Source organism: Streptomyces sp. NPDC048352 (assembly GCF_040651895.1).
Taxonomy (GTDB): domain Bacteria; phylum Actinomycetota; class Actinomycetes; order Streptomycetales; family Streptomycetaceae; genus Streptomyces.
The window spans coordinates 45,683-68,819 of the sequence record NZ_JBEZKZ010000012.1; the positions used below are offsets into that span (position 1 = coordinate 45,683).

Below are 23,137 nucleotides of genomic sequence, written 5' to 3' on the forward strand. Positions count from 1 at the left end.
CCCGCACTGGCCGGCGTACGCGCCGGCCGGCCGGCGGCGGTCGCGGCTCCGCGCGCGTCAGACGCCGCCGCGGGCCGCCACGAGGTCCATCCACCCGCCCCACACCCGGCGGGCACACCGCTGCACGCGCAGCGCACCGACCGCCAGCCCCGCGGTGACCGCCTCGGGCGCGTCCGGGCCGCACCGTTCGGCCAGCTCCTCCCTGCACCGGGGTACGGCCAGCCACTCCCCCAGCAGCGCCTCGTCGACCTCCAGGTGGAACTGGATCCCGTAGGCGCTCTCCCCCACCCGCATCGCCTCGTTGGGGCACCCCGGGGAGCCGGCGAGCCGTACGGCACCGGGCGGCAGGCCGAAGTTCTCGCCGTGCCACTGGAAGACGGGAACGCTCCGGGGCAGTCCGCCGAAGAGCGGGTCCGTGAAGGAGCCGGGCGCCATGTCCACCGGGTGGAGGCCGTAGTGTGCGCGGGCCGGCTCGACCCGGGCCCCGAGGCTCGCGGCCAGCAGCTGGGCACCGAGGCACACACCGAAGAAGGGCACACCGGCGCCGACGGCCCGGCGAATGTATTCCTTCTCCGGCGCTATCCAGGGCACATCGTCGTTGACGCTCATGGGGCCGCCCATGGCGAGAATTCCGTCCACCGACCTCAGGGCCGGCGGCTGCTCCCCTTTGTCGACCCTGACGGGGACAACGGCTGCCCCGCTTTCGTCGAGCAGCCGGCCGAAGGTGCCCGGTCCCTCCCAGCCCGCATGCTGAAGCACTACGATGCGCAGAGGGCCATCGCTTTTCGTGCGCCCGCTCCCGTTCATGTCACTCCCCTGTCGTAGCGATATCGCCGAAGCGATCTGGTCGATTTCCGAGTTTCACTCTATCGTCCAGCTCTGCCCGCTCTCACGAATAGGGTATTCCGCATGACCTACGTGATCGCAGAACCCTGCGTCGACATCAAGGACAAAGCATGCCTGGACGTGTGCCCGGTTGACTGTATATACGAGGGAAATCGTTCCCTGTACATACAGCCGGACGAATGCATCGACTGCCACGCCTGCGAACCGGCCTGTCCGGTGGAGGCCATATTCCCCGCCGATGAACTGCCCGACGAGTGGGCGCACTACACCGAGGTCAACCGCGCCTTCTTCGTGGAGACCACCGACATCGGCAGCCCGGGCGGAGCTGCCGGCGTCCCCGCCCGGCAGGTGGACCACCCCGTCGTCTCCGCGCTGCCGACCGCGTCGAGGGACGCCGTCACCAACCAGTCCGAGTAGTCCAGGGAGAAGCAGATGGCAGACAAGAAGTGGCAGGAAATCGGTTACCCCGCGCGGCTTGAGGAGCGCCTCCCCGACGACGTCGTCCGATGTCACCTGAGCCCGCGGAACTGCAAGATCAGGCCCGGTCAGCACGGATTCTGCATGGTCCGGGCGAACCGCGACGGACGGCTGGTCAGCCTGAACTACGGGCGTTCGGTCCATGCCACCGAGGAGACCATCGAGACCGAGGCCGTATTCCATTACGAGCCCGGTGCCCGCATCCTCTCGATGGGCAACATCGGGTGCATGCTGAATTGCGACTACTGCCACAACTGGAAGACGTCGCAGGCCAAGTACGTCGAGGACAAGGACGTCTTCTACTACTCGCCGCAAGAGGTCATCGACATCGCGAAGCGCCACGACATCAAGGTGATCTCGTGGACGTACAACGACCCGGTGGTGTGGCACGAGTTCGTCGTGGAGACGGCGGCCCTCGCCAAGGAAGCGGGGATCGTCAACCTCTACAAGTCGGCCTTCTTCATCTCCCCCGAGGCCATCGAGGAACTGATCCCGGTCATCGACATCTTCTCCGTCTCCATCAAGTCGATCGACCCGAAGTACTACCGCAAGATCACCAAGGGCTGGCTGGAGCCCGTGCTCGACGGTACGGAGCAGGTCTACCGGGCCGGCAAGCACGTCGAGGTGTCGACGCTGATGGTGACCGACCTCAGCGACGACGAGAAGACCGCCTACGACGTGGGCAAGTTCGTACTCGACCGGCTCGGCCCCGAAGTGCCCACCCACTACGTGCGCTTCCACCCGGACTACAAGATGACCGATTCCATCCGCACTCCCGTCGAACGGCTCGAAGCCGCCCGCCGGGTGGGGCTGGACATGGGGCTGCGCCACGTCTACCTGGGCAACGTGTACGACACCGAGTCGACCAACACGCGCTGCCACAACTGCCAGGAGCTGCAGATCACCCGCTACGGGCTCAACGCCCGCCTCCTCGGAGTGAACGAGGAGGGAGCCTGCACGAACTGCGGCGCCGACGCCAACATCCGGCGCATCCCCGGGGGCTCCACCTTCCCCCCGACCGTGAACGAACTGCCTCCCGGCGGCGACTTCGACGTCGCCGACTTCGACTGGTACGGCGACGTGCGGGCGCTGCACGTCCAGGTGCGCAACGACAGCGCGGAGACCAAGCAGGTCTACTACCGGCGCAACCGTTCCAGCACCTCCGGCACCCCCTGGTCGGTGCTCCGGCTCCAGCCGCAGGAGAGCTACCGGTTCATCGCCGCCAAGTCCGAGCTCGACGAGCTCGGCGTGGCCGTCGCCGTGCCGCAGGGCTGCACCTCCTCCCTGCACCAGGTCTTCGACCGTGCGCACTTCCCCACCACGGAGGCGGACAACGGCTCGCTGAACGCGGACATCACCCCCCTGCCGCTGTTCGACTCGCGGCGCTGACAAGGAGACGGACCACACATGACCACGAGCAACGGCTCCTCCGAGAGCCCCGACATCGTCATCGTGAAGGGCGCCGACGTCACCGGACGGGAGGCGTTCGACAACCTCACCCGACGCGTCCTCGCCCACAACGACACGCTGATGCTGGTCGAGCACGTGATGGAGAAGGGTTCCGTCTTCCCGCTGCACAGCCACCCCCACGAGCAGCTCGCCTACCTCGTCTCGGGCCACATCCGCGTGCGCGCCGGTGACGAGGACTTCGAGGCCGTCGCCGGCGACAGCTTCGTGGTGAGGGGCGGGATCGAGCACCAGGTGCACGCCATCGAGAAGTCGGTGGCCCTGGACGTCTTCACCCCCTACCGCGCGGACTACGCGCAGTGGGAGGACGAGCACTCCTGATCCCGGGGCGGCCGAAAGCACCGGGCGGCAGCCGGCAGGCTGCCGCCCGGGCTGCTGTCCGGCCCCGTCCACCAGCAGTCACCGGCCCCCGAGGAAGGGGAAGTCTTGAGCACACAGGCCTCGACAGGCCAATCAGAGGGCCAGCCGGCCGCCAAGGAAGAGCCGCTGGCCATGGTGGTCGGCCCCACCCGGCCGGCACCGTCCGTCCTGGAGCGGATGTCCGCGCCCACCCCGCCCATCACCGACCCGGAGTTCATCGCCGAGTTCGGCCGCTGCCTGGCCAGGACGCGCCGGCTGGTCGGCTCGGCCGCGGCGGAGGTGGCGCTGGTTCCGGGGACCGGCACCAGCGGTATGGAAAGCCTGGCCGTCAGCCTGCTGCGGCCCGGCGTCCCCGTCCTCGTGGCCTCCACCGGCATGTGGGGGGACCGCTGGCGCGACATCTGCCTGCGCCACGGCATACCCGTCCACGCGCCGAGGTTCCCGGCGGGGCGGGCGCCCGATCCCGACCTGCTCGGGACGCTGCTGTCCCGGCGGCGCCACCAGGCCCTGCTCGTGGTCCACGTCGACTCCAGCAGCGGGGTCCGCGCGGACCTCCCGCAGATGGCCCGGCTGGCGCACGACCACGGCGCCCTGTGCCTGGTGGACGGGGTCTCGGCCGTCGGCGCGGAGGACATCGCCATGGACGCGTGGGATCTGGACGCGTACCTCGGCGGCCCGCCGAAGGGGCTCGCCGGGCCGCCCGGCCTGGCCATGCACGCGCTGGGCCCCCGTGCCGTCGACGCGATGCGCGACCGGGACTGGACGCCCCACGCGTACGCACTCGACCTGAAGCCCTGGATGCCGGTCATGGCCGCGCTGGAGCGCGGCGAGTTCGCGTACTGCCAGTCACCCGCCGGCAACCTGGTCCTCGGCCTGTCCGAAGCGCTCCGGCTGGCACTGGCCGAGGGGCGCGGGGCGCGGGTCGCCCGGCACGCGGCGCTGCGCGACGCCTTGCACACGGGTCTGGCCGAACTGGACGTGGGGCTGCTGGTCCCGGAGCCGCGGGAACGGGCCAACGGCCTGACCGTCGGGGTGGTGCCCCGAGGCCTGACGAGCGACGAGTTCCTCGGGGCGGTCGCCGAGCAGGGGGTCGTCCTGCCCGCCGGGACCTACCGGGCCACCGGCTTCCGGACGTTCCGCGTCGGGCACCTGGGAACGGTGGAGGACGCGGACATCACCCGGGCGATCGGCGCGGTACGGACCGCGCTGCGGACCTTGCGGAGGCACTCGTGACGACTCGCACCCTCGCGGCCCGTCTCACCCACACCGGCCGCCCACCGGAGGTGGCCGAGGTCGAGCTGCGCGAACCCGGCGCGGGCGAGGTGGTGGTCGATCTGCACTTCGCCGCCCTGAACCCCCTGGACACGTACGTCATCCAGGGCTCGGTCGCGGGCGAGGCCCCCCGGCCGCGCGTCCTGGGCGTGGAAGGCGCGGGCATGTGCGAAGGCCGCCCGGTGGTGGTGCACGGCGGCGGACTGGGGATCGTACGGGACGGTACCTGGGCCGAACGGGTCGTCGCACCCCGCGAGGCGCTGGTGCCGGTTCCGGACGGGGTGGCACTGACCGCCGCCGCCTCGGCGGCGGTCGTCGGCACCACCGCGATCCGGGTGACCGGGGACCTGGGCCGGGTCGACCGGGACGACCGGGTGCTGGTGCTCGGCGCCGGCGGCGGCGTGGGCCTGGCGGTGATCAGCCTGTGCCGCGCCGCGGGCGCCCGGGTATGGGGGCAGACCGCGGGAGCCGGAAAGGCGAAGGCCATCGCCGCGGCCGGCGCCGAACCGGTTCTGGCCGCGACGGCGGGCGACCTGGCCGAAGCCGTGGCCGGGGCGGCGGCCCCGACCGTGGTGTTCGACGCCCTCGGCGGCGCGTTCACGGCCGCCGCGCTGGAACTGCTCGCCGAGCGCGGCCGTCTGATCAGCTACGGCACGAGCGCCGGCCCGCAGAGCACGGTCCCCATGCGGGTGCTGTACCGCAGGAACCTGAGCGTGATCGGGTACGGGGGCGTGGGTGAGCCCCCGGAGCGGATCCGGTCCGGCACGGAACTGGCCCTGCGGGCGGCACTCGACGGTTCGCTGGTCGTTCCGGTGCACGAGGTCCTGCCCCTGACCCAGGTCGGAGCGGCCCTGCGGACATTGACCAACCGGGACGCCGCGGGCAAAGTTCTGCTCGACGTCAGGTCCTGATGGCTGATCGAGCCGGCCGCTGCCCGCGCCCGGCCGGCTCGATCCGCGCTTCACCCCAGTAGCCCACACTGGAAGAAGGAGTCGGCCACCTTGCTCGACTCGAAGACCCCATTGCGTTCGAACAGACGCAGCGTGGAGGCCGCCGCAGCGCGCATCTCCGCCCGCAGACGCCCGTCCGGATACGTCTCCTCGACCACTCCCGTGACCGCCTCGAAGTCCAGCCCGGTGAACCTGAGCATGTCGTGCGCCGCGTCCACGTCGGGGCGCAGGAACGCGAGCGTGAACTCCGGCAGCAGCGCCCCGACCAGATCGCGTTCCCTGTCCGTCAGCTGAGGCCACGCGTACTCGAAGAACTTGACGAAGTAGGCGTGGTGCCGGCCCTCGTCCTCGGCGTGGTCGGCGATCGTCTCCCGCACCACCGTGCACACCCGCTGGTCCTTGGGTATCCCCGACAGGATGCTGGAGATCAACGTCTCCGAGACCACGGTGAAGAAGAGATCGGCCAGGGGCCGGTACTGCGGTTCGAGTCCGTCCTTCAGAGCCTCCAGCCGGGTGAGGAAGTAGGGCTGCTGCCTGGCGGCGCACGGGCGTTCGCGGGTGGCGGCGATCAGCTGCTCCTGCAGGTCGTCGGAGAACTGCGCGTGCCAGGCCTCGTCCGTACAGATCCTGTAGGAGTCCCGGACCATCTCGTCCGGCAGATCGAATCCGCTGCGCCGGCGGCTGATGAGCTGGGTGACCGGCGATACGACGAGCTGTTCGAGATCCGCGGTGAAATCGAGATAGATGTAGAGGCGCTGCAGCAGCAAGCTCTTGATGACCTCCTCCTCCCGCTCCCTGACCATGGGGTGGTAGAGAGCCGGAACCAGTTCCGGCGGGAAGAACACCTTTCCCGCCTCCAGTTCCTCCAATACGCGGCGCGGCTTGGCACGGACGCTCGACCTGTTCTCCCAGCTGGAAAAGCAGGACCGGTACTGGCGCGAGTCTGCTGCAAAAGGCACAGTGATCCTCCGGTGAAAGGCGGTGGCCGAATACGGCCACCGCCAAAGAATCGACCGAATACACCGCCGAAATCAAGGGGCAGCGAAATGACCGAAGCGACCAACGAGTGGTTCGTCGACGCGGATGTCGTCAGCAAGCTGAGCACCGCTTACACGGGGGCCCTTACCGACATCCTCGACGGCCTCGGCTACGTCAAGCAGAGCCTTTCGGGGAACTTCCTCTTCCCCGACCCCACGATGCGCATGGTCGGGCCGGTGTATCCGGTGGAGTGCACGCCCAATCCGCTCGCCGTCTCCCACGGCAAGAGCGCCCGGGGACTCTTCGAAATGCTGGCCTCCGTGCCGTCCGGCCACATCACGGTCGTGCAAATGAACGGAATTGACGCCTCCATATTCGGCGACCTCTCCATCACCGCGCTCCAGGCCCAGGGAGCGGCCGGCGCGCTCATCGACGGCGGCGCCCGCGACGTGCACACCGTGCGGCAGATGGGCTTCCCCGTGATCTCCCGGTTCGTCCGGCCGCAGGGCTTCATCCAGCGCGGTGACTGGGTGAGCTGGGGCAAGGAGCCGGTGCACATCGAGGGGGTCCGGATCGCTCCCGGGGACTACCTGGTCGCCGACGGCTCGGGCGTGGTGATCGTGCCGCGGGAGGTCGCCGCGAAGGTCGCCGACGAGGCCGTCGACGTGGCCGCCAAGGAGGAGTACCTGCGCGACGCCGTCCGTTCGGGCATGAGCCCCGTGGAGGCGTTCGAGCGGTACCTGGTGAACGGCGAGACGCGCGCCGCCGGCGGCGCGCAGGCGTCCGGCGGCGCCGGCTGCTGCGGCGAGCGCAAGGCCGTCCAGCAGCTGGAGCGCGGCGCCCGGACGACCACGACCGTCGCACCGCCCGGGGCTTCCCGCCCGTCCGCCGGCAACGCCCCGTCCGCCCCCACCGCGGCGGCAGCCGCGTCCCGTCCCTACCGGGGCCGGGTCGCGGAGGGCGACCTGACCCGCCGGGCGGGCGTCGAGCAGCTGGAGGAGCGGGGCGTCGACGTCGTCGCGCTGCGGGAGAAGCTGATCGACGCCGCCGCGGCCGAGTTCACGACGTACTACTACTACACCGTGCTGCGGCACTTCCTCGCGGGCAAGGAGGACTACAAGGCGATCGCCGAGGACGCCCGCCTGGAGGACCGCTCGCACTTCGAGCTGATCACCCCGAGGATCTTCGAGCTGGGCGGCACCATTCCGTTCGACATCAGGGACTTCGCCGACCGGGCCGGCTGCCCGGACGCCTACCTGCCCAACACGAACAACGGCCGGCTCACCTGGGGGGCCGACGGCGCGGACGCGGTCAGCCCCGCCGACTCGGTGGAGATCCTGACCGTGCTCCTGGAGGCCGAGCGCTGCGCCGTGCGCTCCTGGTGGGAGATCTGCGACATGACCTTCGGCAAGGACCCCAGGACCTACGAGCTCGCGATGCGCATCCTCAACGAGGAGATCGAGCACGAGGCCTGGTTCATCGAACTGCTCAGCATGGAGCGGGACGGCGTCGCCCGCCCGTCCGGACACTTCAAGCGGGGTGAGATCGGTGACGCCCCCTGGAGCCGGAACAAGCCCTTCGGACACCCGTAACCCGGAGGGTTTCACGATCCGCATCGAGTTCGAGGGGGCCGTCCACACGATATTCGCCCACCGGAACGAAACACTCCTCGACGCGGCCGCCAGGAACGGGATATTCCTCCCCCGGACCTGCTGCCAGGGCTGGTGCACCACCTGCGCCGCGCGAGTGGTGCAGGGCACGGCGGACCATTCGGAAGCCAAGCGCTTCTACGCGGCCGACGCGGCGGCCGGATTCTCCCTGCTCTGTTCTGCCCGCCCCCTGTCGGACATGAGCGTGGTGGCGGGCCGGCATGCCGATTTCCGTGAGCACCGGATTCGGAACGGACTTCCGGTCCCCCGAGGATGATTTCCGGTGCCCGTGCCGGAGAGCGGTCAGCGGCCGGCGTGATCGAAAACCGATCACGCCGGCCGCTCATTTAGTTTTCCCGGCCGCTCCGTCCGGCGGTCCCGTTCGTTGACAGCAACTCGGCACCGGTGCTTACCTACTTCCATGCATCTGTTTATCGCCGAAAGGCTTTGCGTCACGGTGGAATCCGTCGACTTTCACAATCCCAACCGCCCGCAGGACGGCCGTGAATGCGGGGCGCGCCTCGAGCTCCGGTTCGTGGAAAGGGACGGCCTGCCGGGATCGATCTACGTCTCCCGGGCGCTCACCCTCGCGCGGGCGATCTGCCGCTTCGACCTGCTGGAGTCCGCTCCGGGGGCCCAGGACCGCGTGCACTGGCATCCCGCGATGGAGAACGGCGAGGCGTTCAAGCGGCTGTACGACGAGGACCTGAGCCGCGATCCGCTCGGCTGGCTGGGCGAGCGCCTGCGCGACGGCGTCCGCACCCTGGAGCTGGGCGGCGTGGAGGATGCCGGACGCTTCGCCGTGGACGCCGAGGTGCTGGCCGAGTCGGCCGACGCGATCGTCGCCGAGACCGCGGCGACGCTCGACGGGCTGCGCCGCGACGGGTGGCCGCCGGTCTTCGCGCGGGACGAACGGGGCATGGCGCTGCGGGCCCCCTCCGGTTCAGCGTCCTGATGCGGATCCTCGTCGTCGGGGCCGGCGCCACCGGCGGCTACTTCGGCGGGCGCTTGGCCGAAGCGGGCCGTGACGTCACCTTCCTCGTGCGGCCCGCGCGGGCGGTTCGACTGCGCTCCACGGGGCTCGTGATCCGCAGCCCGCACGGTGACCTGTGCCTGGACCCGAAGCTGGCCTGCGCGGACCAGCTGCTGGGCGAGTACGACCTCGTCCTGCTGGCCGTCAAGGCGTACTCCCTGGACCGGACGCTCACCGACCTCGCCCCGGCCGTCGGCCCGCGCACGGTGATCCTGCCCCTGCTCAACGGGATGCGCCACATCCCGCTGCTGCGGCAGAAGTACGGTTCGAGCACGGTGCTCGGAGGGGTCTGCCGGGTGACCACCCTGCTCGACGAGGACGGCAGCGTCCTCCAGCTGAACAGCACCCAGGAGATCGCCTACGGCACGTGCGGCGCGGCCCCTGCGGTCGCACCGGCCCGCGTCCGGGCGGTCGACGCGGCTCTGCGCGGCGCGGGCTTCACCGTCCGGCACTCCGACGACATCACCCAGGAGATGTGGGAGAAGTGGGTGCACGTCGCCGCGGTGGGGGCGGTGACCTGTCTGATGCGCGGAGTGATCGGCGATGTCGTCGCGAGCCCCGGCGGCCGGGACTTCGCCGCCCGGACCCTCGCGGAATGCGCGGCCGTCGCGGCCGCCTGCGGGCGTCCGGTGCGGGCCGAGTCCCTGAAGCAGAGTCTGGCGGCCCTCACCCAGCCGGAGTCGGACACCGCGTCCTCGCTCTACCGCGACCTCCTGCGCGGCGGACCGGTGGAGGCCTCCCACGTGCTCGGCGACCTCATCGAGCGGGGGGACCGGCGCGCGGTGGGCATGCCGCTGCTCCGGCTCGCGTACACCCACCTGAACGTCTACCAGCGGTCGCTGGGCTGACGACACCACAAGACCGGCCCTGGACGGAGACACAGTTCGTGAGCGAGTCGATGGACATCCCGGCGGTCGACGAGGCCGCCCGCGCGAGGAACCTGATCGCGGCAGAACGCAAGGCAGTCGCCCTGTTCGACGAGGTCACCCGGCAGGGTCTCGTCAAGCCGGGGCTCCTGGAGTCGGCCATCAGTGACGGCATCCGGGACCTGGCCGCCGACATGTTCGGCACGAAGCGGCACTGGCACAAGCGGATCGTGCGGGCCGGGGAGAACACGCTCCACCCGTACAAGGCCAATCCGCCGGACCGCGTGGTCGCGGAGGACGACATCGTCTTCCTCGACTTCGGACCGGTCTTCGACGAGTGGGAGGCCGACTTCGGACGCACCTACGTCCTGGGCGACGACCCGGTGAAGCTGCGCATCGCCGCGGACCTCCCCCTCGTGTGGGAGGCGGGCCGCGAACACTTCGAGAGCCACCCCGACATCACGGGGGCCGAGCTGTACGCGCACGTCTGCCGCCTGGCGCAGGACGCCGGCTGGCACTTCGGCGGCCCGCACAGCGGCCATCTGGTGGGCGAGTTCCCGCACGAGCTGATCGAAGCCGATCTGGTCAACAGCTACATCGCGCCGACCAACCCGAACCGCCTGCGGGGGAAGGACGACGCCGGCCGCCGGTGCCACTGGATCCTCGAGGTCCACCTGGTCGACCCGCGGCGCCGCTTCGGCGGGTTCTACGAGCAACTGCTCACCTTGAGCCACTGAGACCGGACCGTCGACCGTCACAGAAAGGTTCACGATGGCACGCACGGCCGCGTCGATGCCGCGCTGGTCCCGCCTCACCACGCACCGGCTCCTGACCTACCTGGGCGGCTGTGTCGTGTTCTCGACGGGTGCCTACCTCTTCATCCACTCCGACCTCGGTACCGATCCTCTGGACGTCTTCGCCCTGGGGCTGCTCCGGCACGTGCCGCTCACGGTGGGGATCGCGCAGGGTCTGATCGCGGCGGTCTGCATCCTCGTCCGGGCCGCCTGGTACCGCCGCCGCCCCGTACTGATGCCGTTCGCCACCTTCTTCCTGTGCGGGAGCCTCATCGACCTGCTGCTGTTCCTGGAGCCCGCGCGGTTCCTGCCGCTCCCGGCCCCCGCCACCATGCTGCTCGCCACCATGCTCTGCGCGTACGCCTCGTCGCTGATCATCATGAGCGGCATAGGCATCCGTGCGATGGACCTCGTCGCGATCGCCATGACCGAGAAGTGGGGCTGGCCCTTCTGGATCGCGAAGATGTCCATGGAGGGCGTCCTCCTGCTCTCCGGCTACCTGATGGGCGGACCCGTCGGCGTGGGGACGCTGTGCTTCCTGCTGGTGGTGGACACGCTCATCCAGCCGTTCCTGCGGGTGAACGAGCGTGTCCTGCGCATGCCGAACCTCGGCATGCCGAGCATTCAGAAAGTCCCCTGACGCCTCAGCCGGCCAGTTCCGGGACCTGCGCCAGCAGCGGGTGGCCCCGCCGTTCGTCGAGGACCGCCTCGACGGTTCCGCCCACCCGGTACAGGCGGTCGTCGGCCATGGGCGGGGCGATGATCTGGAGGCCGACCGGGAGGCCGTCCTCGGGTGCCAGCCCGCACGGCAGCGACATGACGGCGTTGCCGGCCAGGTTCGACGGGATCGTGCACAGGTCCGCCAGGTACATCGCGACCGGGTCGTCGACCCGCTCGCCGATCGGGAAGGCGGTGGTGGGCGTGGTCGGCGACACCAGCACGTCCACGTGCCGGAAGGCCGCGTCGAAGTCCCGCACGATGAGGGTGCGGACCTTCTGGGCGGAGCCGTAGTACGCGTCGTAGTATCCCGAGCTGAGCGCGTAGGTGCCCAGCATGATGCGGCGCTTGACCTCGGGTCCGAAGCCGGCCGCCCGGGTCACCGCGGTCACCTCCTCGGCGCTGCGCGCCCCGTCGTCGCCGGCCCGCAGGCCGTAGCGCATCGCGTCGAACCGGGCCAGGTTCGACGAGGCCTCGCTGGGCGCGATCAGGTAGTACGCGGCGAGCGCGAGGTCGAAGGACGGGCACGACACCTCGACCACCTCGGCGCCGAGCTCGCGCAGCAGCTCCACCGCCTCCTCGAACCGCTGCATGACGCCGGCCTGGTAGCCGTCGCCGCGCAGTTCCTTGACCACGCCGATCCGCATGCCGCGGATCTCGCCGCGCCGCGCGGCCGCGACGACGGCCGGTACGGGACCGTCGATCGAGGTGGAGTCGAGAGGGTCGTGGCCGGCGATGACCGCGTGCAGCAGGGCCGTGTCGAGGACGGTGCGGGCGCAGGGACCCCCCTGGTCGAGGGAGGAGGAGTACGCCACGAGGCCGTACCGGGACACCGCGCCGTAGGTCGGCTTCACCCCCACGGTGCCGGTGAGGGCGGCGGGCAGCCGGATGGAACCCCCGGTGTCGGTGCCGATGGCGAGCGGGGCCTGGAAGGCGGCCAGCGCGGCCGCCGAGCCGCCGCCGGAGCCCCCCGGGATCCGGGTGAGGTCCCAGGGGTTGCCGGTGGGACCGTAGGCGCTGTTCTCGGTCGAGGACCCCATGGCGAACTCGTCCATGTTGGTCTTCCCGAGGATGACCGTACCGGCCGCCCGCAGGCGCTGGGTCACGGTGGCGTCGTACGGCGGGATCCAGCCTTCGAGGACCTTGGAACCGCAGGTGGTGGGCAGGCCCCTGGTCGCGAAGACGTCCTTGAGGGCGAGCGGTACGCCGGCCAGCGGCCCCAGCTCCTCGCCCCGCGCCCGGGCGGTGTCGACGGCCTGCGCCGCCTCCAGCGCGCCCACTTCGTCGACGTGCAGGAAGGCGTTGACCAGCTTGTCCACGGCCCCGATCCGGTCGAGGTGCGCCTGCGTGACCTGGACCGCCGAGACCTCCCCGGCGGCGATGGCCCCGGCGGTCCTGGCGGCCGTCCAGCGGGTGACGTCGAGATTCTGCTCGGCCATGGCTTTCACTCCTCCCCGGCGGAACGCTCGGCGCGGCGGTCCTGCGACGGCCCGTCGGCTCTGGCCTCGCCGACGCGAGCGACCGCCCGGACGATGCCGTCGAGCTGGGGGGTGAGGTGGTCCAGCTCATCGCTCGTCAGATCCAGATGCGACAGCCGTGCGAAGTGGACGACCTCTTCGCGGGTGATGCCAGGCATGCGGCTTTACCTCGGGGTGCGGGTTCGGGGTCCTGCCGGGCGCAGGAAAGATCCTCATCATAGTGATCCCGGCCGCCCGCAGCAGCCGCATTGGTTCCAACTCCCTTGACCAGTCGAATCGTTGGCCGAATCCTGACGCGAACGTTCGACCCGGGGGCCTGCCCGGCAGCCCGCCCGCCTGAGCGGGGGCGCGCGATCCTGCGCCCAGCTCGTCCGCCTCCGTGGCGTTCGGGCGGAAAGATCCCGCTGTGGACGAAAGGTCAAGTCCACCTAACCGGCCATCCGGGCCGTGCGCCGCAGGGGCGCCCATCCCGCTTCCGGTTCGGGCGGAGCGCCTCCCTCCGCCCTCGATCATCGCGAAAACATACCGGATCCGCTCTTCTCGTCGCAGGGCGGCCGGGCGGGACGCAGTCTCGGCCACTCTCCCCGGCACCCCTTGCGTCGGCGGGGAGGAATCGTGGTGAACTGGGTGAGCCGTAACCAATCAGGGCGTGAGCGGCACTGCGCATCCCCCACCAGGGTCGAACGGCACCCCCTGTCGAGTGCGCCGCCGCATGGGCGGCGCCGGGCGTGTGCGCCCCGGGGGTGACCACCGGTCAGTGTCCACCCGTGCCCGCCCCTCCCCCCGCTTCGCATCCCGAATGGAGTGACCGTGCACCACGGCCCCGACATGCCCGAAACGCACTACGCGGAGGTAGCCGTCACCGGCGGAGCCGGTTTCGTCGGCCGGCATCTCGTCACGGCCCTCAGCCTTCTGTCCCAGAAGGTCACCGTCGTCGACCACGCCCCCCTTCCTCCCGGCCTCGCGGCCCTGCCCGGCGTCTCCTACGTCCGTGCCGACCTGCGCGATTACGGTGAGACGTTATTGGCGCTGCAGGGCGCCGACGCCGTGTTCCACCTGGCGGGCAACGCCAGCGGCACCGAGTCCGTGGTGAATCCCCGCCACGACTTCCATCTCAACGCCCTCGGGACCTGCAACGTCGGCAACGCCTGCCTGGAACTGGGCGTGCGCCGCCTCGTCTACCTCTCCTCCGCCATCGTCTACGGCACCCCGCGCCAGAGCCCGATCCGCGAGGACCACCCCACGCAGCCCTTCCTGCCGTACGGCGCCTCCAAGCTCTCCGGCGAACTGACCCTGCGCAGCCTGCACGCGACGGCCGGACTGCCCGTCGTCATCGGCCGGTCCTTCGTCGTCTACGGTCCGGGCGAGGACCCGCGCCGGGCGGGCGGGGAGGCCTCGCAGTTCCTGCGCTGGCACCTGAACGAGCAGCCCATCCCGGTGGTCGGCGACATCGACCGCAAGCGCCGCGACTTCATCCACGTCGAGGACCTGTGCCGGGCCCTGATGACCCTGGCCGGCCGCGGCGCCGACGGCGAGACCTACAACCTGGCCACCGGAACCGCCGTCTCGATGCGCGAGCTCGCCGAGGTGGTGGGGACGGCGACCGGCCGCCCGGCGCTGCTGGACGCCGACACCTCCAGCCTGGCCGACAGCTTCACGCTCCTCGCCGACGTCACCCGTCTGCGAGCGCTGGGCTTCACCCCCCGGGTGAGCCTGGCCGAGGGCCTCACCGCCCTCGCCGACCTGCTCGGGCCGTTCCCCGAGATCCCGTCCGCCAGGGCGGTGTTCCGCCGTGAGCCTCCGGCCCGGCGGAGGCTGACGCTGACCGCCTCGGTCGGAGCCGGTGAGGAGGCCAGGACGTGCTAGCCGTCGACGGAGGATCCCCGCTGCTCTCCGGGAACGAGGTGGCCCCCTGGCCGCACATCACCGACGCCGACCGCAAGGCCGTGCTCGACGCGCTGGACGAGGCCACCCCCTGGCACTGGCCCATGCGCACGGTCAGCGAACTCCAGGACGCCTGGGCCGAGTTCACCGGCATGCCCTACGTGCTCGCCGCCAACTCCGGCACGGCGGCCCTGCACATGGCGATCGCGGCCGCCGGGGTGGAGCCCGGCGACGAGGTACTCGTACCGGCCGACACCTTCCTCGCCTCGGCCTCCTGCGTGCTCCAGGCCAACGCCATCCCGGTGTTCGTGGACACCGACCTCGCGACGTTCAACCTCGACCCGGCCCGGATCGAGGAACGCATCACCGACCGGACCCGGGCGATCGTCGCCGTGGACCTCAACGGCCTGCCCGCCGACTACGGCGCCCTGCGCGCCATCGCCGACCGGCACGGCCTCGTCCTGATCGAGGACGCCTCCCAGGCCCACGGCGCCACCTACCGGGGCCGCCCGGTCGGGTCCCTCGGCACCCTGAGCGGCGCCAGCCTCAACGGGTCCAAGACCCTCTCCGCCCTCGGCGAGGGGGGCCTGTTCGCGACCCGCGACGAGGACCGGCACCGGCTGGCCCGGCGGGTGCTGATGTTCGGCGAGGAACTGCCCGGGCAGAGCCGGGACTACAACGCCCGCATCATGGGCTGGAACTACCGCATCGACGTCCTCGCCGCCGCGTTCGCCCGCTCCCAGCTCACCCGTCTGCCGGAGATGTCCCTCGCCCGGCAGGCCAACGGCGCGGCGCTCACCCAGGCCCTCGCCGGCGTACCCGGCATCCGCCCGCCGGTCGTGCCCGAGGAGCGCACGCACGTCTACTTCTTCTATCCGCTGCTCGTCATGCCCGAGGAACTCGGACTCGACGGCCTGCCCGTCGCCGCCTTCCGCGACGCGCTCTCCCGGGCGGTGAACGCCGAAGGCCTGAACATCATGCGCTGGCAGCCGCAGCCGGTCCCCGGGCAGACCCTGTTCCAGGAGCTGCGCGGCTACGGCCGGGGCTGCCCGTGGAGCTGCGGGCACGCCCGCCCCGGGCACCACTACGATCCGGCGCAGTACCCGGTGAGCGAGGAGGTCTGCCTGCGCCGCCTGGTGCTGGGGCAGAGCTTCAGCTCCTTCGGCCCGCCCAACGACACGGCGACGATGCACCGCTACGCCGACGTCCTGTACAAGGTCCTTGTCGAGGAGCGGGAGGCGTTGATCGCCCTCACCCGGCGGACGGCCGGTTCCGCGCGATGACGGGTGCTCCCGCCGCACGACGCGCGGCGGGAGCGTCCGGGTACCACCAGGCACGAGCGACAAGGGGACGGACGTAGATGCGCAACGAGCCCGAGACCGTGGGGGCGGGGGCGGCGCCGCCGTCCGCCGGTGCCCGGCGCCGGAGTCCGCGGGCGATGCGGGTGGCCGTCTGCGCGGTCTTCTTCGTCACCGGGGCCGCCTTCGCCACCTGGGCGGCCCGGGTGCCCGCCGTCCAGGGCCGGCTGGACCTGTCCGCCGGCGAGCTGGCGGTGGCGCTCGTCGGCCTGAGCGCGGGTGCCTTCCTCGGGCTGCCGCTGGTCGGCGGCCTGGTGGCGAGGTACGGCAGCCGTACGGTCCTGTGCACCGGGATGGCGGCCTACCTGGGCGCGCTCGCGAGCCTGCCCCTCGTACCGGACCTGGCGGTCCTGACGGCGGCCCTGGCGGTGTTCGCGTGCGGCAACACGGCCGTCGACGTCGCGATGAACACCCAGGGCGTCCTCGTCGAACGCGCCTACGGCCGTCCCGTCCTCGGCGGCTTCCACGCCATGTTCAGCCTCGGCGGCATCACCGGCGCCACGGCGGGGGGCCTGGCGGCCTCCGCCGGGATCGGCATCCGGGCGCACTTCACGGTGGCGGCGCTCGTCCTGCTGGTGGTGGCGGGGGCGGCGGCCACGGCCCTGGCCCCCGAACCGCCGAAGGCCGGGGGCCCCTCGCGCACGGGCCCTCTGCTGGCCCTGCCCGGTCCGGGCCTGTGGATCCCCGGTCTGGTGGCGTTCTGCGCGCTGATGGGGGAGGGAGTGGTCAACGACTGGGGCGCGGTGTACCTGAAGGAGGAGACCGGCGCCTCACCGGGCGCGGCGGGCCTGGGGTACGCCGTCTTCTCCGCGGGCATGGTCGTCGGCCGCCTCACCGCCGACCGGCTGCGTGCCCGCTTCGGCACGGCCCGCTTCACGCTCGTCTGCGCCGCGGTGGCGGGCGCGGGGGCCTTGATCCCGATCCTCAGCGCGACGACGGCGGCGGGCTACGTCGGCTACACCCTGCTGGGCCTGGGCATGGCCGCGGTCATCCCCCTCGTCTTCGCCCACGCCGCCGCCCTGCGGCCGGACCGCACGGGCTCCTCCATCGCCGCCGTCTCGGCGGTGGGCTACGTCGGCTTCCTCGCGGGCCCCCCGATCATCGGCGCCCTGGCGGAGGCGACGACGCTGCGGTGGGCGATGCTGGTGCTGCCGACGCTGATGGCGGCCATGGCAGCCCTGTCCCCCCGTCTCCGCCGCCCCTGACCCTCGTACCGGAGCCTGCCGGACCGAAGACCCCCGGCACGCTCCGCCCGGCGCGGGCTGGGGAGTGCCGTCAAAGCAGCTCCGGCCGCCCGAAGGCCCAGGCGGGACTTCGACGGCGCGGGTCAGTGTGCCGCGAGCCGCTCCACCAGCCCGATGCCCCGCGCCAGCAGTTCGCGCTCCTCCCCCGTCAGTTCCGCCTCGATGGCCCGCGCGAGCCAGTCCGCCCTGCGCCCCCGCTCCTCCTCCAGCAGCGCCTGTCCCGCGGAGGAGAGCTCGACCAGGCTCTTGCGGCCGTCGGTCGGGTGCGCCCGGCGGGTGATCAGGCCCTGCTCCATGAGCAGCCCCACGGCTCGGGCCATCGACTGCGGCCGCACCCGCTGGTCGGCCGCCAGTTCGCTGGTCGTCATCGCACCGCTGCGGTCCAGGGCGCCGAGGACGGCCGCCTGGCCGAACGGCATCTGGTCTTCGAGCTTCACGCGCCGCGTGAGCTTTCCCATCGCGGTGCGCAGTTCGGCCGCGACGGCGGCGGATTCCGGAAGGGGCATACCGAATTTTAACGCAGCACGGCTGCACAGCCGAACTACTCAGCAGGGCTACGCAGCACAACTAAACAGCAAAACTAAACAGCTGAACTGCACAGCCCTGCTGTAGAGTGCGTCTCGCCGGGTCCAGCGCCACCGTCGCCGCAGCCGAAACCCGGCACGCACGCACACCGGGAAGGACTCCCATGACCGCCATCACCTCCGTCACCGGCCGCCGCGTCCTCGACAGCAGGGGCAACCCCACCGTCGAAGTGGACGTGGAACTGGCAGACGGATCCATCGGCCGGGCCGCGGTCCCCTCCGGGGCGTCGACCGGCGCCCGCGAGGCCGTCGAGCTCCGCGACGGCGACCCGGCCCGCTGGCACGGCAAGGGCGTCGACCGCGCGGTGCGCCACGTCAACACGGAGCTCGCGGCGGCCGTCACCGGTCGCGAGGCGGAGGACCAGGCCGGCCTCGACGCCGCCCTCGTGGCCGCGGACGGCACCCCCACCAAGTCCCGGCTCGGCGCGAACGCGATCCTCGGGGTCTCCCTGGCCGCCGCCAAGGCCGCGGCCGCCGCCCACCGCCTGCCGCTCTACCGCTACCTGGGCGGCTCGGACGCCCGGCTGCTGCCCGTACCGATGATGAACATCGTCAACGGGGGCGCGCACGCCGACAATCCCCTGGACTTCCAGGAGTTCATGATCGCCCCGATCGGGGCGGAGACCTTCGCGGAGGCCGTCCGGATGGGGTCGGAGATCTTCCACACCCTGCGCCGCGACCTGCTCGCCGCCGGGCACTCCACGGGCGTGGGCGACGAGGGGGGCTTCGCTCCGGCGCTGCGCACCGCCGAAGAGGCGCTGGACTTCGTCGTCGCAGCCGTCGAACGCACGGGGTACCGGCCGGGCACCGACATCGGCCTGGTGATGGACCCCGCGTCATCCGAGTTCTTCCGGGACGGGTTCTACGACTACGCCGGCGAGGGGGTGCGGCGCACCCCCTCCGAAAACGCCGACTACCTGGTGAAGCTGATCGACGCCTACCCCGTCGTGTCCATCGAGGACCCGATGGCCGAGGACGACCTGGACGGCTGGCGGGACCTCACCGCCCGGGTCGGCTCACGCTGCCAGCTCACCGGCGACGACGTGTTCTGCACGAACGAGACCCTGCTCCGCGAGGGCATCGCCTCCGGGGTCGCCAACTCGGTACTGGTCAAGGTCAACCAGATCGGCACCCTGACCGAGGCGCTGGCCACCGTCGACACGGCCCACCGGGCGGGCTACACCGTCGTCATGTCGCACCGCTCGGGCGAGACGGAGGACACCACGATCGCCGACCTGGCCGTGGCCACGGGCTGCGGCCAGATCAAGACCGGCTCGCTGTCGCGCTCCGACCGCACCGCCAAGTACAACCAGCTCATCCGCATCGAGGAGCAGCTGGGCGACAGCGCCCGGTACGCCGGCGCGGAAGCGCTGCGCCGCTAGGCCGTCTCTTCCGCGGGTGGGCCCGGTGGTTGACGCCGTCGAGCGGGCTCTGTGGCCCTCCTCGTACGAACGGGGACGCGTGAGCGGTCGGGCTCGCCCGCGCGGCGGTCGCCGGCGGCGTCCGCCGGACGGTGCCGCGGGCAGGCGGAGGTGGCCGAAACACCCTCACACAGGCCCCGCTTGGCGAGCACGGGTGTTTGGGGAACGTCCGACCGAGTAGGCGTATGTCTGTGCGTCCGCTGTTTTCCGTCGTGGTCCAGACCCCCGGCCCGTACGCGGTGACACCGCGTCCGGACCTTCCGCCGACGACGCCGTCGCGCCGCGCGGCGTCCCCTCGACCCCAGGAGAACCATGACCTCGATCCTTTTCGTCTACGCCAAGGGCGGCCCTCCCCTGGAGTACGCGCTCCCGCGCGTCGCCGCCCACGCCGAGGTGCACGTCCTGGCGCTCGCGCCGTTACCCCGGGCCACCGAGTCGGTGTGGCGGCCCGGGTGCGCGTCGGTCACGACGGCCCCGCCCGGCGAGGGGCTGGAACTGGTCGATCTGATCTGCTCCCACGCCCGCCGCGTCGGCGCCGGGGCGGTGCTGACCCTGTCGGAGTACGCGGTGGTGGCCGTCGCCCGGGCGAGCCTGCGGCTCGGGCTGCGCGGTGCCGGCGAGCGGGTCGCCGGGGCGCGGGACAAGCGTCTGATGCGCCGGATCTGGCGTGACGCCGGGGTACCCGTACCGGGGTTCACGGAGGTCCACGGGCCGGAGGACATCACGACCGCCTTCGAGACCCTGAGGCCGCCGCTCCTCCTGAAGGCGGCCTGGAGCGCGGGTTCCACCGCCCACCTCACCGTATGGAACGAGCAGGAGGCCGAGGCGGCCTGGAAGACCGGGCGCTCCGTCATGGAGGCCTCCTCCGCGCAGGGTTACGCGGAACTCCACGCCGCGGACGCGGGCGTCAGCGACTTCCTGCTGGAGGAGATCGTGACGGGAGAGGCCGGCGACTGGTTCGACGGCGACGGCTGGGGCGACTACGTCAGCGTGGAGGGGATCGTCGCCGGCGGCCGCTACCATCCGCTGTGCATCACCGGGCGGATGCCGACCGTCGCCCCCTTCACCGAGCGGGCGAGCCTGACTCCCGCCGCCCTCCCGGTCCCGTTGCAGCGCCGGATCGAGGAGCTGTCGCGCGCCGCCGTCGACGCGCTCGGGCTCGACACCTGCGCCACCCACACCGAGATCAAACTCGGCGCGGACGGCGCCATGTGGCTGATCGAGACCGCCGCCCGCTTCGGCGGGGTGATGACGACCCGTCAGGTGGAGACCGTCTTCGGCCTCGACATGATCGGCATGTTGGTGCGCGAGCTGCTCGGCCGGGACGTCGCCTACCCGGAACGGATGCTGACGGGGGGCGAGGGCGCCGCCGGATCCCTCGTCGTCCTCGCCGTCGACGCCGAGGGCCGGCCCTGGAGCCGGCTCCCGGCCTGGGACTTCGAGGCGGTCGACTGGCCCTCCCTGGTCGCACCGGGATCGCGCGTCGAGCCGGTGCGCGAGCACAGTCTGGCGCCGGGCAGCCCGGTCCCGCCCTACGAGGAGGCCGGAGGCGCCAACTCCATGGCCGCGCTGTGCTTCCTCACCGCCGAGTCCGGGCCGCAGCTGCTGGCCGACTGCGGCCGCATCGTCGCGGCCCTGCCGGACGCCCTCACCTCCCCGCACGCCGGCCCCGGCACCTCCACCGCCCGCACCGGGTCCTGCGCCCCCTCCGCCGACCGCTCGACGCCCGGGAGCACCGCATGACGAACGCCGAACCCCTCACCGCGCCGTCCCCCCGGGGCGCCGCCGTGGACGCCCTGCTCACGCTCCCCCTGTTCGAGCAACTGGCCGGGGTGCTGGGCGGGTACCCGTACGTCAAGATCGTCGTGGACCGCGAGGAGGGCCGCTGGCACGTCCTCGACAGCGCCGTGCACTCCTTCCACGTCAACTACGTCGCCACCGAGATCCAGGGCCTGACCCTCGAGCAGCTCGACGCCGAGCTCGACCGCTTCAACCACGACGTGTACCAGGACCCCGCGCGGCGCTTCCTGCTCGGCGTCCTGTCGCTGCACTCCCGGGGCGGCCCGGAGCGGGACGAGCCGTTCATGGTCCTGGAGACCACCGAGGCCGACACGATGGGCGCGGACCTGCTGATCGAGTTCCACGCCTTCGTACGGGCCCACCTCGATCCCGCGCTGGAGCTGCTGGTCAAGCCGGCCAACCACGGGCAGGAGAACGCCCTCGCGGCGGTGCCGGAGACCGTGGTGCCCCGTGCACGGGGCCACGCCCTCCTGGAGTCCGCACCCTTCGTGCCGCTGACGCTCGCCTCGGCCACCGGCCGGCTCCGCGCCTTCGCCTCGGGCGAGGAGTACCTGGCCGCCCGCGCGGACCTGACCTGGTACGACATCGTCGCCATGCCGGTGGTCCCCGACGACATCCCGCGGGTCGCCGGTCTGATCAACGCCCGGCCCACCACTCCGCTGTCGCACACCAACATGCTGGCGGCCGGCTGGGGCATCCCCAACGCCATCGTCCGCGGGGTCCTCGACACGGTCGCCGACGAGAAGCTGGACGGGGCCTGGGTCCGTTACGAGGTCACCGCCGAAGGGTTCACCATCGAGCGCGCCGAAGAGCCGTCGGACCTCGCCGAACCGACGTGGCACACGCAGCGGGTCCGCCTCGACACGCCGCACGTGACGGACGTACCACTCGTACCGCTGTCCGCGTTACGCGCGGGCGACCGCAACCGCTACGGCACCAAAGCGGCCAACCTCGGGGAGCTGCACCACGTACTGCGCCACGGATCGGTGCGGCTGACCGGCTACTACTCCGTGCCCCGGCCGCCACGGGCCGACCTGCTCGGCCACCTCGCCGCGCGGCTGGGCATGCCCGAGGACGGCGATCTGGCCCAGCACGCGGGCGAATTCCTGGCCCGGCACGTCCAGGCGCCCGCGGGCATCGCCGTGCCCTTCTCCGTCCAGCAGCGCTTCCTGGACTCCTCACCGGCCGTGCAGCAGAGCATCGGCAAACTGAAGATGGCCCTGGAGCTGAACTCCATGGACGTCGTGGACACGGTCTGCCTCCAGTTGCAGCACCTGGTCCGCACCCTCCCGGTGCCCGAGGACCTGGTGCGCGCCCTGGACGCGCAGCTGGTCGAGCACCTGGCGGGCACGGGCCGCTTCGCCGTGCGGTCCTCCTCGAACGCCGAGGACCTGCCGGGCTTCTCCGCGGCCGGGATCTACGAGTCCCACACCAAGGTCACCGACCTGCCGGGGCTGCTGGACGCCGTCCGCGGGGTATGGGCCTCGCTGCTCTCCCCGCGCAGCGTGCGGCTGCGCCACCAGGCCGGCATCTCCCTGGACGACACCTACATGGGGGTGATCGTCCAGCGCTACGAGCCGTCCCCGATCGGAGGCGTCATGGTCACCTGCAATCCGACCAACCGGGCCGACTTCCGCAACGTGTACCTCAACTGCGCGCACGGCTCCACCGCCGATGTCGTCGACGGCCGGACATTGCCCCTGCAGTACCTCTACAACACCGTCGAAGGCGGCGGGCGCACGCTCTCGCTGGGCGCGGCCGCCGAGGACCTGCCGCAGGAGACGCGCGACCAGCTGGGCCGGCTGGCGCTGGCGGGCCGCCTGCTCCAGTCCCATTTCGCCACGGACTACACCTTCGCGGGGCCGCTCGACATCGAATGGCTGCTCGGACCGGACGACGCGCTCCACATCCTCCAACTGCGCCCCTACAGCGCCTGACCCGTCCGTACCTCCCCCCGTA

At 71.6% G+C, this 23,137-nt stretch carries 21 protein-coding genes and 1 pseudogene; 17 read left to right on the forward strand and 5 right to left on the reverse strand.

All coding sequences use genetic code 11. The features are described from left to right. Positions 1–57 precede the first annotated feature (57 nt). On the reverse strand, positions 58–807 hold the full coding sequence (locus tag AB0D45_RS09395) for a type 1 glutamine amidotransferase (RefSeq protein WP_362456414.1): 750 nt from the start codon (positions 805–807) through the stop codon (positions 58–60). Positions 808–909: 102 nt separating this feature from the next. Between AB0D45_RS09395 and fdxA the strand changes: the two genes are divergently transcribed. From fdxA to AB0D45_RS09420, 5 genes are all read left to right on the forward strand, one after another. After that, complete coding sequence (gene fdxA / locus AB0D45_RS09400; protein WP_362456417.1) at positions 910–1,263, forward strand: ferredoxin; 354 nt, start codon at positions 910–912, stop codon at positions 1,261–1,263. A gap of 15 nt (positions 1,264–1,278) precedes the next feature. Further along, the gene (gene amrS / locus AB0D45_RS09405; protein WP_362456420.1) at positions 1,279–2,712 is read left to right on the forward strand and encodes an AmmeMemoRadiSam system radical SAM enzyme; all 1,434 of its coding nucleotides are present in this window, start codon (positions 1,279–1,281) and stop codon (positions 2,710–2,712) included. A gap of 18 nt (positions 2,713–2,730) precedes the next feature. Next, on the forward strand, positions 2,731–3,111 hold the full coding sequence (locus AB0D45_RS09410; protein ID WP_361609955.1) for a cupin domain-containing protein: 381 nt from the start codon (positions 2,731–2,733) through the stop codon (positions 3,109–3,111). Positions 3,112–3,216: 105 nt separating this feature from the next. Beyond that, positions 3,217–4,383: an aminotransferase class V-fold PLP-dependent enzyme gene (locus AB0D45_RS09415; RefSeq protein ID WP_362456423.1), complete on the forward strand. Its 1,167-nt coding sequence runs from the start codon at positions 3,217–3,219 to the stop codon at positions 4,381–4,383. Next, positions 4,380–5,333 carry a zinc-binding alcohol dehydrogenase family protein gene (locus AB0D45_RS09420; protein WP_362456426.1) on the forward strand — a complete coding sequence of 318 codons (954 nt, stop codon included), beginning with the start codon at positions 4,380–4,382 and terminating at the stop codon, positions 5,331–5,333. Before AB0D45_RS09415 ends, AB0D45_RS09420 begins: the two co-directional genes overlap by 4 nt. A gap of 50 nt (positions 5,334–5,383) precedes the next feature. On the opposite strand, the gene AB0D45_RS09425 is transcribed toward AB0D45_RS09420, so the two are convergent. Beyond that, positions 5,384–6,331 (reverse strand): diiron oxygenase, encoded by a 948-nt coding sequence (locus AB0D45_RS09425; protein ID WP_361609952.1) that lies wholly within the window; start codon positions 6,329–6,331, stop codon positions 5,384–5,386. Positions 6,332–6,418: 87 nt separating this feature from the next. Between AB0D45_RS09425 and AB0D45_RS09430 the strand changes: the two genes are divergently transcribed. From AB0D45_RS09430 to AB0D45_RS09455, 6 genes are all read left to right on the forward strand, one after another. Next, on the forward strand, positions 6,419–7,942 hold the full coding sequence (locus AB0D45_RS09430; protein WP_362456429.1) for a ferritin-like domain-containing protein: 1,524 nt from the start codon (positions 6,419–6,421) through the stop codon (positions 7,940–7,942). After that, a complete protein-coding gene (locus AB0D45_RS09435) occupies positions 7,899–8,276 on the forward strand; it encodes a 2Fe-2S iron-sulfur cluster binding domain-containing protein (protein ID WP_362456432.1) in 378 nt (125 codons plus the stop codon). The genes AB0D45_RS09430 and AB0D45_RS09435 overlap by 44 nt, the downstream gene beginning before the upstream one ends. 258 nt (positions 8,277–8,534) lie before the next feature. Continuing rightward, positions 8,535–8,954: a hypothetical protein gene (locus AB0D45_RS09440; RefSeq protein ID WP_362456435.1), complete on the forward strand. Its 420-nt coding sequence runs from the start codon at positions 8,535–8,537 to the stop codon at positions 8,952–8,954. Continuing rightward, the gene (locus AB0D45_RS09445) at positions 8,954–9,880 is read left to right on the forward strand and encodes a ketopantoate reductase family protein (protein WP_362456438.1); all 927 of its coding nucleotides are present in this window, start codon (positions 8,954–8,956) and stop codon (positions 9,878–9,880) included. The genes AB0D45_RS09440 and AB0D45_RS09445 overlap by 1 nt, the downstream gene beginning before the upstream one ends. Before the next feature lie 50 nt (positions 9,881–9,930). Then, positions 9,931–10,635, forward strand: a complete 705-nt coding sequence (locus AB0D45_RS09450; RefSeq protein ID WP_362456578.1) for a M24 family metallopeptidase — start codon at positions 9,931–9,933, stop codon at positions 10,633–10,635. A 34-nt stretch (positions 10,636–10,669) separates the two neighbouring features. After that, positions 10,670–11,332 (forward strand): hypothetical protein, encoded by a 663-nt coding sequence (locus AB0D45_RS09455; protein ID WP_361603619.1) that lies wholly within the window; start codon positions 10,670–10,672, stop codon positions 11,330–11,332. A gap of 4 nt (positions 11,333–11,336) precedes the next feature. Here the strand turns inward: AB0D45_RS09455 and gatA are convergent, their stop codons facing one another. After that, a complete protein-coding gene (gene gatA, locus AB0D45_RS09460) occupies positions 11,337–12,848 on the reverse strand; it encodes an Asp-tRNA(Asn)/Glu-tRNA(Gln) amidotransferase subunit GatA (protein WP_361603622.1) in 1,512 nt (503 codons plus the stop codon). A 65-nt stretch (positions 12,849–12,913) separates the two neighbouring features. Beyond that, positions 12,914–13,045, reverse strand: a pseudogene (locus AB0D45_RS09465) (Asp-tRNA(Asn)/Glu-tRNA(Gln) amidotransferase subunit GatC); the annotation flags it as partial. A gap of 670 nt (positions 13,046–13,715) precedes the next feature. Here AB0D45_RS09465 and AB0D45_RS09470 point away from each other — a divergent pair. The 3 genes from AB0D45_RS09470 to AB0D45_RS09480 all read left to right on the forward strand — a co-directional run bounded on the left by AB0D45_RS09470 (position 13,716) and on the right by AB0D45_RS09480 (position 17,334). Further along, positions 13,716–14,753 (forward strand): NAD-dependent epimerase/dehydratase family protein, encoded by a 1,038-nt coding sequence (locus AB0D45_RS09470; RefSeq protein ID WP_362456442.1) that lies wholly within the window; start codon positions 13,716–13,718, stop codon positions 14,751–14,753. Further along, entirely contained in the window at positions 14,747–16,054 is a 1,308-nt protein-coding gene (locus tag AB0D45_RS09475; RefSeq protein WP_362456444.1) for a DegT/DnrJ/EryC1/StrS family aminotransferase, read from the forward strand. The genes AB0D45_RS09470 and AB0D45_RS09475 overlap by 7 nt, the downstream gene beginning before the upstream one ends. 77 nt (positions 16,055–16,131) lie before the next feature. Beyond that, complete coding sequence (locus AB0D45_RS09480; protein WP_362456447.1) at positions 16,132–17,334, forward strand: MFS transporter; 1,203 nt, start codon at positions 16,132–16,134, stop codon at positions 17,332–17,334. 122 nt (positions 17,335–17,456) lie between these two features. Here AB0D45_RS09480 and AB0D45_RS09485 read toward each other — a convergent pair whose 3' ends face one another. Beyond that, positions 17,457–17,879 (reverse strand): MarR family transcriptional regulator, encoded by a 423-nt coding sequence (locus tag AB0D45_RS09485; protein ID WP_361603634.1) that lies wholly within the window; start codon positions 17,877–17,879, stop codon positions 17,457–17,459. Positions 17,880–18,061: 182 nt separating this feature from the next. On the opposite strand from AB0D45_RS09485, the gene eno reads away from it, so the two are divergent. The 3 genes from eno to AB0D45_RS09500 all read left to right on the forward strand — a co-directional run bounded on the left by eno (position 18,062) and on the right by AB0D45_RS09500 (position 23,115). Then, positions 18,062–19,339 (forward strand): phosphopyruvate hydratase, encoded by a 1,278-nt coding sequence (eno, locus tag AB0D45_RS09490; protein WP_362456450.1) that lies wholly within the window; start codon positions 18,062–18,064, stop codon positions 19,337–19,339. A gap of 351 nt (positions 19,340–19,690) precedes the next feature. Continuing rightward, the gene (locus AB0D45_RS09495) at positions 19,691–21,121 is read left to right on the forward strand and encodes an ATP-grasp domain-containing protein (protein ID WP_362456453.1); all 1,431 of its coding nucleotides are present in this window, start codon (positions 19,691–19,693) and stop codon (positions 21,119–21,121) included. Continuing rightward, positions 21,118–23,115 carry a PEP/pyruvate-binding domain-containing protein gene (locus AB0D45_RS09500; protein WP_362456455.1) on the forward strand — a complete coding sequence of 666 codons (1,998 nt, stop codon included), beginning with the start codon at positions 21,118–21,120 and terminating at the stop codon, positions 23,113–23,115. Before AB0D45_RS09495 ends, AB0D45_RS09500 begins: the two co-directional genes overlap by 4 nt. The last annotated feature ends 22 nt before the right edge of the window (positions 23,116–23,137 follow it).